This window comes from Rhodococcus antarcticus (genome assembly GCF_026153295.1).
GTDB classification, from domain to species: domain Bacteria; phylum Actinomycetota; class Actinomycetes; order Mycobacteriales; family Mycobacteriaceae; genus Rhodococcus_D; species Rhodococcus_D antarcticus.
Genome location: NZ_CP110615.1, coordinates 1,744,271 through 1,758,787 on the forward strand (window position 1 = coordinate 1,744,271; position 14,517 = coordinate 1,758,787).

Genomic DNA, 14,517 nt, shown 5'->3' on the forward strand with positions numbered 1-14,517 from the left:
GGCCCGGGTCGCGCTCAGTAGTGTGGAGTCCAGGACGCCCTCCCGGGGACCGACGACGAGCAGGAGGTGCACCGTGGCACGCCACCGCGACGCAGTGGCCACTCGTGGCATCAGCCGCGGTCCTGTCATCGCCGTGGCGGTCGTGGTGGCGCTGGTCCTGCTGACCTTCGGCTGGTTCCGCCTGCGCGACAACGTCGGCGAGCAGGGCGCCCAGGCCGCCGCCGCGTGCGTCTCGGGCACGTCCGAGGTGACGGTGGTCGCCGACCCGGACGTGGCCGCCCCGCTCACCGAGCTCGCCCGGCGCTACACCGCCAGAACCCCCGTGGTTCGCGACCGGTGCGTGACGCTCACCGTCACCCCGCTGCCCTCCGGCCGGGTGCTCACCGGTCTCCAGAACGGCTGGGATCCCACGACGATGGGGCCGCCACCGGCCGGGTGGATCGCCCAGGACTCCTCGTTCCCCGCCCGGCTGGCCAGCGCCTCCGCCACTCGGCTCAGCGGTGACCCCACCTCCGTGGCGTCCAGCCCGCTGGTGCTGGCCGTGCCGCGGTCGGCGGGGACGACCGTGACCGCGTCGGGCATGCGCTGGGCGGACCTGCCCGGGCTGCAGCGATCGGCCGACGGGTGGACCCGGCTGGGCCAGCCGTCGTGGGGTGCGTTCACCGCGGCCCTGCCGTCCGGCGCCTCCGGCAGCACGCTCACCCCGTCGGCGGTCGAGGCCGTGGTGGCCGGGGTCACCGGTGCTGCCCCCACCCGGGCGGCGCTCACCGACCCCGCCGTCGGTCGGGCGCTGACCGCCCTGGGTCGCGGGCCCACCCCCCAGCCCGACGACACGGCAGCCGCCCTCACCGCCCTGGGTGCGCTCACCACCGTTGCGGGTAGCCCGTACCAGGCGGTGCCGGCCACCGAGCAGCAGGTGTTTGCCGCCGCCCAGGCATCCCCCGGCACGGTCAGCGCCGGTGTCCTCGCCGGCACCGTCCCGACCGAGGACTACCCGTTCGCCCTGCTCTCCGGCCCCGCCGTCGACGAGACGCAGTCACGCTCGGCCGCGGCCTTCGAGGAGTACCTGGCCGGCGACGAGGCCCAGCAGGTGCTCGCCGACGCAGGCTTCCGCACCCGCGGCACCCTGCCCGCAGCCTCGGACGCGGTGGCCTTCGCGCCGCCCGCCGCCACGCTCGCACCCGCGGACCCGGCCGCGACCGACGCGCTGGTCGCGGCCCTCACCACCCCCGTGGTCGCCCCCCGGACCACCGTCCTGCTCAACGTGTCGACCTCGATGGGCACCGGTGAGGGCGGCGGCACACGGCTCGCGGCGACCACCGGTGCCCTGGCGGCGCGGGTTCGGGCGCTGCCGGACGGCACCAGCATCGGGCTGTCCACCTTCGTGCGCGGGCTCGGCGGCAGCGCACCCATGAGCCCGGACGTCCCCGTCGCTGCGCTGACCGCGGACGGTGCCCAGCGCAGCGCCCTGCTGGCCGCTCTGGGAGCGCTGCAGACCCGTGGGGCGACCTCCGTGGACTCGTCGGTGGTGCGCGCCTTCGCCGATGCCGTGGCCGCCTACTCCGCCGCCGGCACCAACCGCGTCGTCGTCGTCACCGACGGACCCAACGACAACGGCGGCACCACCGAGGCGGGTGTGCTGGCGGAGGCCGGGACCGCCACCGATCCCGCGCGGCCCGTCCAGGTCGACGTCATCGCGATCGGCAGCGGCGACATCGGGGCCCTCACGGCCCTGGCCCGGTCCACGGGGGGAACCGTCACCCAGGTCCCCACCGGCGGCTCGGACGCCATGGGTGCCGCCCTGGCCGCCCTGCTCACCTGAGCAGGGCGGCCCACGACCCCTACGAGCTGTAGGCGCTGATGGGCGGGCAGCTGCAGACGAGGTTGCGGTCGCCGTGCACGCCGTCGATCCGGCGCACCGACGGCCACACCTTGGCCCGGGTGTCGAGCCCGCCGATGCCGGCGCCCGGATAGGCGGCCTCCTCGCGGGTGTAGGGGTGGTCCCACTCCCCGATCACGCTGCGTGCGGTGTGCGGCGCTCCGCGCAGCGGGTTGTCCTCCACCGGCCACTCCCCCGCTGCGACCCGGTCGATCTCACCCTTGATCGCGATCATCGCGTCGATGAACTGGTCCACCTCGCCCAGGTCCTCGCTCTCGGTGGGCTCCACCATCAGGGTGCCGGCCACCGGGAAGCTCATGGTGGGGGCGTGGAAGCCGTAGTCCGCCAGCCGCTTGGCCACGTCGTCCACGGTCACACCGGTCGCCTTGGTCATCGGGCGCAGGTCGAGGATGCACTCGTGGGCCACCATGCCGCGGTCGCCGGTGTAGAGCACCGGGAAGTGCTCGTCGAGCCGCCGGGCCACGTAGTTGGCGGTGGCCACGGCGGTGGTGGTGGCGCGACGCAGGCCGTCCGCGCCCATCATCCGCACGTAGGCCCAGCTGATCGGCAGGATCGATGCCGAGCCCCAGGGCGCCCCGGAGACCGCACCGCCGGTGCTGGGGACGTCCCCGCCGAGCCCGGGGGCGAAGGGGTGGCCGGGCAGGAAGGGCGCGAGGTGCGCCCCCACGCCGATGGGACCGACCCCGGGGCCACCACCACCGTGCGGGATGCAGAAGGTCTTGTGCAGGTTGAGGTGGCTGACGTCGGCACCGAAACGCCCCGGCCGGGCGAGGCCGACGAGCGCGTTGAGGTTCGCCCCGTCCACGTAGACCTGGCCACCCGCCTCGTGGACGAGCTGGCAGAGCTGCCCGATCTCGTGCTCGTACACCCCGTGGGTGGAGGGGTAGGTGACCATGATCGCGGCGAGGGCACCGGCATTGTCGGCGATCTTGGCCCGCAGGTCGTCCAGGTCCACGTTGCCCTGGGCGTCGCAGGCGACCACGACCACGCGCATGCCGGCCATCACGGCGGAGGCCGCGTTGGTGCCGTGCGCCGAGGACGGGATGAGGCAGACGTCGCGGTGGGCGTCACCTCGGCTGCGGTGGTAGCCCCGGATGGCGAGCAGGCCGGCGTACTCGCCCTGGCTGCCGGCGTTGGGCTGCAGGCTCACGGCGGCGTAGCCGGTGATCTCCACCAGCCACCGCTCCAGGTCGGTGATGACCTGCTGCATGCCGGCCGCGTCGGCGATCGGCGCGAACGGGTGCAGCCCGCCGAACTCCGGCCAGGTGATGGGTTCCATCTCCGCGGTGGCGTTCAGCTTCATCGTGCAGCTGCCCAGCGGGATCATGGTGCGGTCCAGTGCCAGGTCCTTGTCCGAGAGCGCGCGGAGGTAGCGCAGCATCGAGGTCTCGGACCGGTGCGCGGTGAACGCCGGAGCGGTGAGGAACTCGCTGGTGCGGGCCTGCGCGGGGGGAAGTGCGTCCGGCACGGTCTCGTCCAGGTCCGTGCCGATCCCGAACGCCGCGAGGACGGTCCGCAGGTGCTCCGGCGTCGAGGCCTCGTCGCAGGCGATCCCCACGTGGTCGGCGTCGGCCAGGCGCAGCGAGATCCCCGCGTCGTGCGCGGCGGTGACCACGGCTCCGGCCCGGCCGGGCACCCGGGCCAGCACGGTGTCGAAGAAGGCGTCGTGGACGACCTCGACGCCACCGGAGCGCAGTCCGGCGGCCAGCACGGCGGCGTGCCGGTGCACCCGGGCGGCGATCGTCCGCAGGCCGTCGGCCCCGTGGTAGCTGGCGTACATGGCGGCCACCACCGCCAGCAGCACCTGGGCCGTGCAGATGTTGGACGTGGCCTTGTCCCGGCGGATGTGCTGCTCGCGGGTCTGCAGCGCGAGCCGCAGGGCCGGGTCGCCGTCCGCGTCGACCGACAGGCCGACCAGGCGGCCCGGCAGCTGGCGGGCGGTGGCGGTGCGCACGGCCAGGTAGCCGGCGTGCGGGCCGCCGTAGCCCATGGGTACCCCGAAGCGCTGGCTGGTGCCCAGCACTGCGTCCGCGCCCTGCTCCCCGGGCGGGGTCAGCAGCGTGAGGGAGAGCAGGTCGGCCGCCACGGCGACCAGGGCGCCGCGCTCGTGGGCCTCGGCGATGAGAGCGGTGTGATCGGTGACCCGGCCCGAGGCCCCCGGGAGCTGCGCGAGCACCCCGAAGAACTCGCCGTCGGGCAACCCGTCGACGGCCAGGTCGGCGTGCACCAGCTCGATGTCCAGCGGCTCGGCCCGGGTGGCGAGCACGGCCAGGGTCTGCGGCAGCGCGTCGGAGTCCACGACGAAGCGGTTCGAGCGGGACTTCCCGGCGCGCCGCAGCAGGGTCATCGCCTCGGCCGCCGCGGTCGACTCGTCGAGCATCGAGGAGTTGGCGAGGTCCATGCCGGTGAGGTCGCTGACCATCGTCTGGAAGTTGAGCAGGGCCTCCAGCCGACCCTGGCTGATCTCCGGCTGGTACGGGGTGTACCCGGTGTACCAGGCGGGGCTCTCGAGCACGTTGCGCAGGATCACCCGTGGCGTGAGCGTGTCGTGGTAGCCGAGGCCGATCATCGAGGTGGTGACGGTGTTGCGGGCGGCCAGGGCCTGCAGCTCCGCGAGCGCCTGCGTCTCCGTGGCGGCGGGGGGCAGCGCGGCCAGCGCGCCGTGCGGGTCGAGGATCGCCGCCGGGACGGCAGCGGTGGCCAGCTCCTCCAGCGTGGCGACGCCGATGACGTCGAGCATCCGCTGGACCTGGGCGGCGTCCGGCCCCACGTGCCGGTCGGCGAAGGTGTGCTCCGTCTGGAGCAGCGAGCGGAACGGGGCGGGAGTGGAACCTGACGACATGAGACCTCCGGGGCGGGGCACGGCACGGGACGAACCGGTCCCTCCCCCTCTGTCGTCTGCCCACGATCAGGCGCCTGAGAGATTCACCCCGCCGCAGCCGAGATCACGGCGGCAGGGCTTTCCCCGTGGGCGGGTGGGTGCTCCCACCGCTTTCCAGAGGCGTCGGTGCCCGCGCGGTCCTGGGTGCCTGAGAGGTTGACGGGGAGGTGCTGCTCCTTCGGCGGCTCCGATCAGCTGGACTGTCCGGCTGTCGGAGCTCTCTCCCGCGCGACGTCGACGCACGCTCAGTGTAGGTGCTGCTCAGCCCGTCCGCCGAGACGTGCGGGCGGTGCGCCGACGGGCGAGCTCGTCCTCCGGTGCCTGCTCGACCTCGCCGTCGTCGGCCCGCTCGGACGGGAACTCCGCGATGGTGCCGGACAGCTCGCGCATGGCTCCGGAGACCGCGATGCCGAAGACCCCCTGCCCGCCCTGCAGCAGGTCGACGACCTCCTCGGCGGAGGTGCACTCGTAGACCGTGGTCCCGTCGGAGAACAGGGTGATGCGGGCGAGGTCGGCCACCCCGCGCTGGCGCAGGTGGTCCACGGCCACCCGGATGTTCTGCAACGACACCCCGGTGTCCAGCAGCCGCTTGACCACCTTGAGCACGAGGATGTCCTTGAACGAGTAGAGCCGTTGGCTACCGGAGCCCTTCGCGCCCCGGATGGAGGGCACCACGAGCGACGTCCGCGCCCAGTAGTCGAGCTGGCGGTAGGTGATGCCCGCGATCTGGCACGCCGTGGGGACCCGGTACCCGACGAGCTCGTCGGGCAGCGTGTCGTCGGGGAACAGCCCTGGCTGGACCTCACCGTGGTCCGAGCTGCTGTCCTGCGGTCGGTCGACCACGGCCGTCTCCCCTGCTCGCCACTACCCGCTCGGTGGGGGAACCCCACCGGTGTTGTTCGTCGAGGTGACGGTAGGTGCGGGTGCACACCACGGTCAACGGGACACGCGCAACACTCAACCTCGAGTTGAGGGTGAGACCAGATCGAGACCTTGGGCGGAGGTGCTCAGGAGGAGGGCCCGCCGGTCGCGCCGAAGTCCTCCGGCGAGACGGAGTCGAGGAACTCCTTGAACTTCTCGACCTCGTCCTCCTGCTCGTCGGGGATGAGCAGGCCCGCCTCGGCGAGCACGGCCTCGTCGGCGTGGATGGGCACGCCGGAGCGCAGGGCCAGCGCGATGGAGTCGGTGGGCCGGGCGGAGACGCGCAGGTCGCCGTCGAAGATCAGCTCGGCGAAGAAGGTGCCCTCGCGGAGGTCGACGATCCGCACCTGCTCCAGCTCCCGGCCGAAGGCGGAGATGACGTTCTTCATGAGGTCGTGGGTCATCGGTCGCGCCGGCTTGACCCCCTGCTGCTCCAGCGCGATCGCCGTCGCCTCACCCTGTCCGATCCAGATGGGGAGGTAGCGATCTCCGTCGGACTCCCGCAGCAGCAGGATCGGCTGGTTGTTGGGCAGCTCCACCCTGATGCCGACCACGCGCATCTCGCTCACCGTGCCTGCCTCTCCGACCGTCCTCGTGCTGGTCCACCGATCGTCTCGCAGCCCCTGCGACGCTACACGCGGGCACCCTCCCCCGCGCGGCGCGACGCCGACGGGGATCACCCGCCGAGGGCGTCCCGGAGTGCGGTCCGCACGAGGGCGGAGTGCAGCTGCACCGACAGTCCGGACAGCTCCCGCACGAGCTCCTGGGACCTCGCGTGCGCACCGGCGTCGCGCTGCCGCGCGACGGGCCCCACGATCTGGGCGAGCAGGCCGGCCTCGCGGTCGGCGGAGGCCCGGAAGGCGCGCAGGTGCCGGGGTTCCACGCCGAACTCCGCGAGCGCACCGGCCGCCCTGGCGGTGACGACGGCATCGAGGTCGAAGAAGCCTGCCTCGCCCGGACGCACCAGTCCGTGCGTGAGCAGGGCCGTCAGGAGCTCGTCGTCCACGCCGGACTCGGCCAGCAGCTCCTCCCGGGTCACCCGCACCGTGCCCGCACCGACCGGGGTGCCCGAGGAGGGCTCCGCGGCGACCGCCACCGTGAGGGAGCGGGGCAGACGTGGGAGGGGCGTGGCCGGCTCGAGCCCCCGGTCCACCGCGTCGAGCTGGTCCTTGATGACCTTCAGCGGCAGGTAGTGGTCCCGCTGCGCGGTGAGCACGAAGCGCAGCCGCTCGAGGTCCGCGGCGCTGAACTGCCGGTACCCGGCGGGCGTGCGTCCCGGGGTCACCAGCCCCTCGGACTCGAGGAAGCGGATCTTGGAGATGGTGACGTCGGGGAAGTCGGGGCGCAGGGCGTCCAGCACCGCACCGATCGAGGCGCCCCCGCGTGGTGCGCGGCCGGCGGCGGTCACTGGCCGGCCGCACCTGCCGAGCGCTCGGCGTCGGCCACGGCGCGCGGGCCGGTGAGGAAGACGAGACGGAACTTGCCGATCTGCACCTCGTCGCCGTTGGCGAGGACGGCGGAGTCGACGGGCTCGCGGTTGACGTAGGTGCCGTTGAGGCTGCCGACGTCGACGACGAGGAACTCCACGCCGTCCCGGCGGAACTCGGCGTGCCGGCGGCTGACCGTCACGTCGTCGAGGAAGATGTCGCTGTCCGGGTGCCGCCCGGCCGAGGTCATCGGCTGGTCGAGCAGGAACCGCGAGCCCGCGTTGGGCCCGCGCTTGACGACCAGGAGCGCCGAGCCCGAGGGCAGCGCCTCGACACCGGACACCGGGGCCTCGGCGCTCGCCGTGCCCTCGTTGGCCGCGCGCTCCATCTCCACGAGGAAGTCCGCGCGGAACACGGAGGTGGTCTCCACCGACGGGACGGACCCGCTCTCGTCGTTCTGGCTCACTGCACTCCTCCTCCGGGGGGACCGTCTACCGGTCCCGACACTGCCTGCGCTGTCTCCTGGGTGAACCTACCGTCACCGACGACCGTCAGTGCTCACCCGCGGTCAGGGCCTCGTAGCCCTGCGCGTCCAGCATGGCGGCGAGGGCGGCGTCGAGGGAGGCAGCATCAGGGGCCTCGATCTCGACGAGCCACCCGGCGCCGTAGGGGTCGGAGTTGACCAGCTCGGGGTCAGCGTCGAGCCCGCTGTTCACCGCCGACACGGTCCCGGCCAGCGGGGCGAAGACGTCGGAGACGCTCTTGGTCGACTCCACCTCGCCCATCGCGCCACCCGGCGCAGCCACCGCGCCGACCTCGGGGAGCTGGACGAACACCACGTCGCCGAGCTGGGCCTGCGCGTAGTCGGTGATCCCGACCCGCACGGTGGTCTCGCCGGAGCGCTGCACCCACTCGTGCTCGGCGGTGTAGCTGAGCTCGGCCGGAACCTTCTCGTCAGACACTTCCTGTGAACTCCTGCCCTGTGGTGGTCGAGCGCTGGTTCTCGGTACGACCGGGGCTCACCCCGCCGGGCGAGCGTATTGGGGCTCGCGCGGCACCCGCAAGGCGGCCACCTCCACCCGGTCCTGCTGCTGGACCACGAGCTGCCCGCCCGCCCTGCTCACCGTGTCGACCACGCCGCCGGGGATGTTCAGGGCTGCGGCCAGGGTGGGCGGGTCCCCGATCACGACGAGCGTGTACGGAGCACCGATGCGCGTGCCGTTCACCTTCACCGAGCCCGCCCGCCCGGTGAACGCGGTGTCGATGCCGATGCGAACGGGGTCGCCCGCCGAGCCGACCACCTGCATGGCCTCGGCACCGGCCGCGCGCAGCTCCTGGACCTCGTCGAGCAGCACGTCCGGGCCGACCGCACCCCCGGGGTCGCTGAGCTCCAGCGTCAGGCCGGGCCCCGTCGCGGCCGCAGTGCCCACCAGGACGGCCAGGGACTGCGCCCGCTGCTGGGCCTCGGCGAGCGCGGCCTCCGAGCCCCGGCCCGACGTCTGCAGCGATCCGAGGGTGGCCTGCAGGGTGCCGACCTCCTCGCGCAGGGAGGCCTCGCGCTGCTGGAGGTTGTCCAGCAGCACCACGAGGTCGGCGGGGCGGGCGGAGTCCAGCGAGTCTCCCGAGCCGGTGCGCTTGACCTGGGTGACGATCGCGACCCCGAGGGCGGCGCACAGCAGCGCGACCAGCGCCGTGGACGTCGCGCGCGAGCGTCGCGAGGCGCCGGTCGGGGTGGGCGGCGCCCCGGTCCCGGTCGCCGCGGTCCCGGTCGTCTCGGTCCCGGTCGCCTCGGTCCCGGTCGCCTCGGTCCAGGTCGCCTCGGTCCCGGTCGCCGCTGCGTGGCGGGGGACCGGGGAGGGTCGGTGCTCGTGGTCGGTCACGGGTCAGGCTCCGAACAGGTGTCGGCGGATGGCGGCGGCGTTGCCGAAGATGCGGATGCCCAGGACCACGACCACGGCGGTGGAGAGCTGGGTGCCGACGCCGAGCTGGTCGCCGAGCAGGACGACGAGCGCGGCGGTGACGACGTTGGACACGAACGAGACCACGAAGACCTTGGCGTCGAAGATCCCGTCGAGCCGCGCCCGGAGACCGCCGAACACGGCGTCCAGGGCCGCCACCACGGCGATGGGCAGGTAGGGCTGGAGCAGCTCGGGCACCTGGGGGCTGACGAGCAGGCCCAGGACGACCCCGGCGACGAGGGCGAGGACGGCGATCACGGGGGTCCCTCCGGGACGGCGAGGCGGACGACGGGCGTGACGGCCGCGGGCAGGTCGAGGGTGTCGGCCGCCTCGACGGTGAAACCGATGCCGTAGACCTGCGCAACGGCCGACAGCCGCAGGTAGGCGTCGCTCACCACGAACGAGGTCTGCATCCGGCCGGCCGGGCCCACGGCCTGGACCACGAACGGCGAGGGAACCGGCTGGTCGTCGACCAGCATGGCGCCACCGGCCTGCCGGATGGTGCTCGTGGGCTCCAGGCGCACGCCGCCGACCGCCACCGCCTCGGCCCCCGAGGCCCAGAGGTCGTTGACCACGAGCTGCAGGTCGCGGTCGAGCACCGTGCCGCGCTGCACCCCGGGCGTGCCCGACGGCGAGCTGTTGGTGCTCGTGTCGGTGACGGTGACCACGAGCCCCGGACCGGTGACGGCCGTGGCCCCGGCCGCGGCCTGCAACGTGCGCAGCCGCTGCAGGGCGGAGCGGCCCTGGGCGTCGCCCGCCAGGGCCTGCGACCGGACGGCGTCGGCCTGGTCGGTGAGGGCACCCCGCTGGGACACCAGGTCCTCGGCGGTGCGCTGTGCGTCCTGCACGTCGGTGAGCAGCCCGCTGCGCACCTGTTCCGCGTCGGGCGCGGCGGCGGAGGCCAGGACGGCGGCCACCCCGAGCAGGAGCCCCACGGCGAGGGCCCCGAACACGGTCCACGCACGCTCGTGCGGTCGGCGTCCGGGCAGCCGGGCAGCCGCGGCGTACCCGGGGTCGAGTTGGTCCGACAGCAGGGACGTGAGCAGCGACGGCGCGGGGTCTCGGCGGACCGGTGCGGTCGCGGGATCGGCGGGGGCGCTCACGGGGCTGCGCTCCGGGTGAGCACGGGCAGCCGCGCGTGCACGGCGCGGACCTGCAGGAGGTACAGCACCCCGGCCCACAGGTACATGCCACCGCCCCACACGGTGAAGGCGTAGGCCCACGGCCGGGCGATGGTCGCGAACGTCGAGCTGCTCTGCGCGGCCAGCAGCAGCGGGAACGCGTAGAGCAGGCAGAAGGTGGCGGCCTTGCCCAGGTAGTGCACGGGCAGCACCGTCACACCACGGCTGCGGACGCTGCGCAGGGCCACCGCGAGCACGAGGTCGCGACCCACAAGCACCCCCACCACCCACCAGGGCACCACGTCACGGACCCCGAAGGCCACGAGGGTGGCCAGCACGTAGAGCCGGTCCGCCGCGGGGTCGAGGAACGCGCCGAGCCGGCTGGACTGGTCCAGCAGTCGGGCGAGCTTCCCGTCGAGCCAGTCGGTGGCGCCGCTGACCACCAGCAGGACGATCGCCCAGCCGTCCGCCTGCGGCCCGAGCAGCAGGTAGAGGAACAGCGGGACGCCGAGCAGGCGCAGCACGCTGAGCGCGTTGGGCACGGTGAGCACGCGGTCGCTGACCACGGTGCCGGTCGAGGGTGCGTCGGAGGCGAGCTCCGTCGCATCGCGCGCGGCATCGTCGACCGCCACTGCCACCACCTCGACCTCGACCTCGCACCTGCCGGTCCCAGCCTGCCACAGCGGCACGGTGGCACCCTCGACCCCGGTCTCTCCGACGGCGGGGTCGAGGACCTGGTCCCGACGTCGTGACCGCGGCGAACGATCCTGGCCAGGACGATCGCGGAGGGGCCAAGATCTTTGTGGTGTGGCCGGACCGCGCGAGGTCCGGCCCGAAGGAGGACCAGGACGTGGTCGTGGGTGGTGTGAGGCCGTCCGCGGTGGGCTGGCCCGGCGCCCCCGCGGAGTCAGACTCCGCCCGGGTGCTGCAGCTGCTGTGGACCATCAGCGGGCTGGAGCTGCTGATGGTCACCCGAGCCGAGCCGTCCCGTGACCTGCAGCACGTGCACGCGGCCCTGCTCGAGGGTCGGCTCACGGCCCTGCGCACAAGGTCGTGGTCGGGCTCGCTCTGCGTGCACCTGGCCGCGGGCACCGGACCCGCCGTGGCCCCCGACCTCGCCTCGGTGCCCGTCTACGCCGACGCCCCCAACATCGCGGACGCCGGGCTCGCCAGCTACGTGGGTGCGCTCGTGCTCCGCGCGGACGGAAGCCTGTTCGGCACGGTGTGCGGCTTCGGCCGGACCCCTCGGGGCGAGCAGATGCACGACCTGCTGCCGAGCTTCCGCACCGCCGCAGCCCTGCTGGGCAGCACCATCGCCGCCGCCCACCTCGCCCAGGAACGCCTGACCGACGCCCGGCACGAGCACGACCAGGTGCTCAGGGACGCCCTCACCGATCCGGTCACGGGGCTGCTCAACCGCACGGGGCTGGAGCAGGCGAGCGCCACGGAGGACGCCCGCCACCGGCGCGACGGCCACGTGGTGACGGTGGTCGTCTGCGACGTGGACGGGCTCAAGCGGGTCAACGACACCTCCGGGCACCACGCGGGCGACGCCCTGCTGCACGCCGTGGCACAGCGCCTGCGCGAGACGGTCCGGGCGCGCGACGTGCTGGGCCGTTCGGGGGGTGACGAGTTCGTCGTGCTGCTGCCCGAGGTCAGCACGGACGGGGTGGAGGTGGCGCGGGTGCGGGAGGCGCTGGTCGACCTGCCCGTGAGCGTCGGGGTGGCCGACACCTCCGACGGACGCACCCTCGCCCACGCCCGCGCACAGGCCGACGCCACGATGTACCGGGCGAAGGCCGAGCGCCGACCTCCTCTCGTCCGGTGGGGACCCCGCCGTCCGGGTGCCCTGGTGCCGGGGCTCCCGGTGCTCGACGCCGACGGCTCGCCCCTCGGGACCGTGCACCACGTGTTCCGCGAGCTGGCGTCGGGCACCCCGTCGTGGGCCGCCCTGCGGACGGGGACGGACAGCCGGCTCGTGGCCGTGCCGCTCGACGGGAGCGCCGTCGTGGACAGCAGGCTGGTGGTGCCCCACCCGCGCGAGCAGGTGCTGGGCTCGCCACCGCTGCGCGCGGCACGGGTGATGACCGAGACCGAGCGGCTCGTGCTCGCCGCCTGGTACTCGGCTCCCTCCTCCGAGCACCCCGCTCGCCCCGGCGTGACGACCTGGGCGGCCGGGCTCAGCCCGGGTCGAGGATCCGGCTGAGGAACTGGCGGGTGCGGGCGTGCGCGGGCGAGCCGATGACCACGGTGGGGCTGCCCTTCTCCACCACGTGCCCGCCGTCGACGAAGAGCACCTGGTCAGCCACCTTCTCCGCCAACCGGATCTGGTGGGTGACGATGACCATGGTCCGGCCCTGCCTGGCCAGGTCCTTGATGACGGCCAGCACCTCGCTCACCAGCTCGGGGTCCAGCGCGGAGGTGGGCTCGTCGAACAGCACCTCCGCATCGGCCACCGCCTCGGCCCGGGGACGTCCCTGCACCACCACCGGACCCTCGGTGAGGTTCTCCAGCACCGTCTTGCGCGGGAAGAGGTTGTGGCTCTGGAAGACCGTGCCGCTCCGGGCCCGGTAGCGCGAGAGCACCGCGCGCGACGGCGTGCCCGCGGCGAGGTCGACCGTCTCGGTGCCGATGGAGATGGTGCCGGCGTCGGGCAGGTCGAGCGCGTTCAGCGAGCGCAGCAGGGTGGTCTTGCCCGGGCCGGGCCCAGGACCACCGTGACGGTGCCGGCGCGGACCGTGAAGTCGATTCCCTTCAGCACCCGGTTACCGACGAAGGCCTTCTCGAGACCCTGCACGCGGACCACCACGCCGGAGGTGGTCGGGGTGGTCGGTGCTGAGCTCACGTGGCCACGAACCTGTCGAGTCGGGTCTCGAGCCGCGACTGCGCGAAGCTCGGCACGAGACAGATGATCCAGTCGTACACGGCCGCGACGCCGTAGAGCTGCAGGAACTTGAAGGTGGGGGCCGCGGCCACCTGGGCCACCCGCAGGAGCTCGGTGACGAGGATGGTCGAGCCCAGCGAGGTGACCGTGGCCCGCAGCGGGTGCGTCCGCAGCAGCGCAGGCCGGGCGGGAAGGCAGCCGCGGCCACCGGGGGGGTGTGCGGATCCGCCCCGTGTGTGATGCTTCGCACGTGCACACACGGGGGGTCAGGTTGGGACCGGCGCAGCGCCGGCGGGCGGTGGGTGTCGTGGGCACTGTGCTCGGAGCCGCCCTGCTGGTGGCATCGGTCCCCGCCAGCGCGCGGACCGACCTGCCCGCGTTCGCCGGGACTGCCGGGCTGCCCACCATCGGCTACCAGGTCATCGGGGTCAGCTACCCCACCCCGCTCGGCGGCGGCGGCAGCGGCGACGCGGCCGCTCCCCCGGTCTCCGCCCCGCTCGTCCTACCGCCGGCCCCCGGAGAGCCGGCAACCGAAGCGGCCGCCGGCACGGTCGGTGCCCTCGGCATCCCCGACGTGGCCGTCGCCGCGTACCAGGCGGCAGCAGACAGGCTGACGCGCGACCAGCCGGGCTGCCGCGTGCCGTGGACCCTGATCGCCGGCATCGGTCGCGTCGAGTCCGGGCACGCCCGCGGCGGGCGGGTCGACGCCGCCGGTCGGACCGCACCACTCATCCTGGGTCCGGTGCTCGACGGCACGCTGGCCGGCAACGCGGCCATCCGCGACACCGACAAGGGACGCTACGACCAGGACACGGTCTGGGACCGTGCGGTGGGCCCGATGCAGTTCCTGCCGGGCACGTGGGAGCGGTGGGGCGCCGACGGCAACGGGGACGGGGTGGCCGACCCGCACAACATCCGCGACTCAGCTCTCGGCACCGGCCGCTACCTCTGCTCCGGAGGCGGCGACCTCAGCCAGGACGGTCCCGCGCGCGCGGCCGTCTTCAGCTACAACCACTCCTCCGCCTACGTGGACACCGTCCTCGCCTGGTCGCACGCCTACGCGACGGGTGCCGTGACGATCCCCGCCCTGCCGCCCGCCCCGGCCACCACGACACCCGGGCCGTCCGCGACCACCGCGGGCGCGGCCACCACGACACCCGGGCCGTCCGCGACCACCGCGGGCGCGGCCATCACCGCGGGCGCGACCACCACCAAGGCCACCACGACGCCGGCGGACGCCGGGACACCCGCCGCGGACGCCCCCTCGCCGACCACCGACACCACCACCACCGCCACCGCCACCGCACCGGCAGCCACCACCAGCACCGCCACGCCTCCGAGCGCCGAGCCGGTCCCGTCGAGCGGTCCGGCCCTGAGCACGGGCCCGATCAGCTCGCCCGCCGCCCCGTAGCCCGTTCGACCGGC

13 protein-coding genes, 2 pseudogenes and 1 riboswitch are annotated in these 14,517 nt (G+C 74.1%); of the genes and pseudogenes, 3 read left to right on the forward strand and 12 right to left on the reverse strand.

The annotated features are described in order from the left end of the window. Positions 1-73 precede the first annotated feature (73 nt). Entirely contained in the window at positions 74-1,822 is a 1,749-nt protein-coding gene (locus RHODO2019_RS08360; protein WP_265384499.1) for a substrate-binding and VWA domain-containing protein, read from the forward strand. A 19-nt stretch (positions 1,823-1,841) separates the two neighbouring features. Here RHODO2019_RS08360 and gcvP read toward each other — a convergent pair whose 3' ends face one another. The 10 genes from gcvP to clsA form a co-directional block, all read right to left on the reverse strand. After that, positions 1,842-4,742, reverse strand: coding sequence for an aminomethyl-transferring glycine dehydrogenase (gene gcvP / locus RHODO2019_RS08365; RefSeq protein ID WP_265384500.1), 2,901 nt, complete (start codon positions 4,740-4,742; stop codon positions 1,842-1,844). A gap of 164 nt (positions 4,743-4,906) precedes the next feature. After that, positions 4,907-5,018: riboswitch (glycine riboswitch) on the reverse strand. A gap of 24 nt (positions 5,019-5,042) precedes the next feature. Continuing rightward, entirely contained in the window at positions 5,043-5,624 is a 582-nt protein-coding gene (locus tag RHODO2019_RS08370; protein ID WP_290428899.1) for a MerR family transcriptional regulator, read from the reverse strand. Between the two features lie 164 nt (positions 5,625-5,788). Continuing rightward, positions 5,789-6,271 (reverse strand): bifunctional nuclease family protein, encoded by a 483-nt coding sequence (locus RHODO2019_RS08375; RefSeq protein ID WP_265384501.1) that lies wholly within the window; start codon positions 6,269-6,271, stop codon positions 5,789-5,791. A gap of 107 nt (positions 6,272-6,378) precedes the next feature. Continuing rightward, entirely contained in the window at positions 6,379-7,110 is a 732-nt protein-coding gene (gene ftsR, locus RHODO2019_RS08380) for a transcriptional regulator FtsR (protein WP_265384502.1), read from the reverse strand. Further along, on the reverse strand, positions 7,107-7,595 hold the full coding sequence (garA, locus tag RHODO2019_RS08385) for a glycogen accumulation regulator GarA (RefSeq protein ID WP_265384503.1): 489 nt from the start codon (positions 7,593-7,595) through the stop codon (positions 7,107-7,109). Before garA ends, ftsR begins: the two co-directional genes overlap by 4 nt. Positions 7,596-7,680: 85 nt before the next feature. Beyond that, positions 7,681-8,091 carry a glycine cleavage system protein GcvH gene (gene gcvH / locus RHODO2019_RS08390; protein WP_265384504.1) on the reverse strand — a complete coding sequence of 137 codons (411 nt, stop codon included), beginning with the start codon at positions 8,089-8,091 and terminating at the stop codon, positions 7,681-7,683. Between the two features lie 57 nt (positions 8,092-8,148). After that, on the reverse strand, positions 8,149-9,009 hold the full coding sequence (locus RHODO2019_RS08395; protein ID WP_265384505.1) for a DUF881 domain-containing protein: 861 nt from the start codon (positions 9,007-9,009) through the stop codon (positions 8,149-8,151). A 3-nt stretch (positions 9,010-9,012) separates the two neighbouring features. Next, positions 9,013-9,345, reverse strand: coding sequence for a small basic family protein (locus tag RHODO2019_RS08400; protein WP_265384506.1), 333 nt, complete (start codon positions 9,343-9,345; stop codon positions 9,013-9,015). Continuing rightward, positions 9,342-10,190, reverse strand: coding sequence for a DUF881 domain-containing protein (locus RHODO2019_RS08405; protein ID WP_265384507.1), 849 nt, complete (start codon positions 10,188-10,190; stop codon positions 9,342-9,344). The genes RHODO2019_RS08400 and RHODO2019_RS08405 overlap by 4 nt, the downstream gene beginning before the upstream one ends. Continuing rightward, a complete protein-coding gene (gene clsA, locus RHODO2019_RS08410; protein WP_265384508.1) occupies positions 10,187-10,840 on the reverse strand; it encodes a cardiolipin synthase ClsA in 654 nt (217 codons plus the stop codon). The genes RHODO2019_RS08405 and clsA overlap by 4 nt, the downstream gene beginning before the upstream one ends. Positions 10,841-11,064: 224 nt before the next feature. On the opposite strand from clsA, the gene RHODO2019_RS08415 reads away from it, so the two are divergent. Further along, the gene (locus RHODO2019_RS08415; RefSeq protein ID WP_265384509.1) at positions 11,065-12,414 is read left to right on the forward strand and encodes a diguanylate cyclase; all 1,350 of its coding nucleotides are present in this window, start codon (positions 11,065-11,067) and stop codon (positions 12,412-12,414) included. Here the strand turns inward: RHODO2019_RS08415 and RHODO2019_RS08420 are convergent. Together RHODO2019_RS08420 and RHODO2019_RS08425 are read right to left on the reverse strand one after the other, a co-directional pair. Next, a pseudogene (locus tag RHODO2019_RS08420) lies at positions 12,389-13,053 on the reverse strand (amino acid ABC transporter ATP-binding protein). The gene RHODO2019_RS08415 and the pseudogene RHODO2019_RS08420 sit on opposite strands and share 26 nt — an antisense overlap. After that, positions 13,050-13,238: pseudogene (locus tag RHODO2019_RS08425) on the reverse strand (amino acid ABC transporter permease); the annotation flags it as partial. The pseudogenes RHODO2019_RS08425 and RHODO2019_RS08420, both read right to left, overlap by 4 nt. A 161-nt stretch (positions 13,239-13,399) precedes the next feature. On the opposite strand from RHODO2019_RS08425, the gene RHODO2019_RS08430 reads away from it, so the two are divergent. Beyond that, positions 13,400-14,503: a lytic transglycosylase domain-containing protein gene (locus RHODO2019_RS08430; protein ID WP_265384510.1), complete on the forward strand. Its 1,104-nt coding sequence runs from the start codon at positions 13,400-13,402 to the stop codon at positions 14,501-14,503. Positions 14,504-14,517 lie beyond the last annotated feature (14 nt).

Excerpts from the sequence above, each read along its gene's own strand:
- gcvP (WP_265384500.1), bottom strand. The coding sequence starts at position 4,742 with ATGTCGTCAGGTTCCACTCCCGCCCCGTTCCGCTCGCTGCTCCAGACG.